This window comes from Micrococcus sp. CH7, assembly GCF_001595485.1.
Lineage (GTDB): Bacteria > Actinomycetota > Actinomycetes > Actinomycetales > Micrococcaceae > Micrococcus > Micrococcus luteus.
In genome coordinates, this window is record NZ_LOSQ01000038.1 from 1 (window position 1) to 1,256 (window position 1,256).

1 protein-coding gene is annotated in these 1,256 nt (G+C 66.2%); it reads right to left on the bottom strand.

Annotated elements, in window-relative coordinates; translation table 11 throughout:
* The coding region (locus AUV08_RS09215; protein WP_061873212.1) for an IS256-like element ISMlu11 family transposase at positions 1–1,199 on the bottom strand (1,199 nt) is incomplete at its 3' end.
* Between the last annotated feature and the right edge of the window lie 57 nt (positions 1,200–1,256).

The window sequence follows — 1,256 nt, forward strand, 5'->3', positions numbered from 1 at the left end:
GCGGCGCGTTTGTCTTCGATGTTGCAGATCGCCAGCCAGAGCAGCTTCACCGCCGCCTCGGTCGAGGGGAAGTGGCCGCGGTTCTTGGTCACCTTCCGTAGCTGGAAGTTCAGCGACTCGATGCTGTTGGTCGTGTAGATGACCTTGCGGAGCATGGGTGGGAACTGCAGGAACGGGATGAACCGCTCCCAGGAGTTCGCCCAGGTCGCGGCTGCAGACGGGTACTTCGTGCCGAGCTCGGAGGCCTCGAACTCGGCCAGCGCCTTCCTCGCGGTCTCTTCGTTGGGGGCAGTGTAGATCGGCTTCAGCGCGGCGGCGACCTTCTTGCGGTCCTGGTAGGCCACGAACCGCATCGCGGCCCGGATCAGGTGAACCACGCAGGTCTGGACCATCGAGTCCGGCCACGTCGCCTCGATCGCCTCCGGCAGGCCCTTGAGCCCGTCGCAGCACACGATCAGCACGTCCTGCACGCCCCGGTTGGCGAGATCGGCGCAGACGTGGGCCCAGAACGCCGAGCCCTCGGTGTCCTGGACCCAGATCCCCAGCACGTGCTTGATGCCCTCGAGGTCCACGCCGACGGCGATGTAGGCGGCACGGTTGAGGACCTGGCTGTTCTCTCGGATCTTGATCCGGATTGCGTCGAGATAGATCACCGGATAGAACTCCTCCAGCGGCCGCGACTGCCACGCCAGGACCTCTTCGCTCACGGCGTCGGTGATGTTGGAGATCGTCTCGTGCGACAGGTCCGTGCCGATCGTGGAGGCCAGGTGGTGCTGGATGTCCCGGATCGTCATTCCGCCGGCATAGAGGCTGATGATCATGTCATCCAGGCCCCCGAGGCGCCGCTGGCCCTTGGGCACCAGGCGCGGGGTGAACGACCCGCCCCGGTCTCGCGGGACGTCCAGCTCGATCGGCCCGACCTCGGACTCCACGGTCTTCGGGGTGGTCCCGTTGCGGGAGTTGGCGTGCTTCGGCGCCTCGCTCGAGCCCTTCTCGTAGCCCAGATGGCTGGTCAGCTCGGCCTGCAGGCCCCGCTCGAGCGCGGCCTTGACCAGCGCGGGCACGAACCCGCCGTCACCGGTGAGCTCGACGCCGCCCGCGTCGATCTGCGCGAACAGGGCATCAAGCTGCCCTGAGGCTTTCAGCTGCTCGACCAGGTCCTGGCCCGAGGGCTCGCCTGGGTTCTTCTCGTCGATCATGGTCATGATTCTTACCGTTCCTCTCGGTACGGCTTACACAGACCATCTGACACGCCC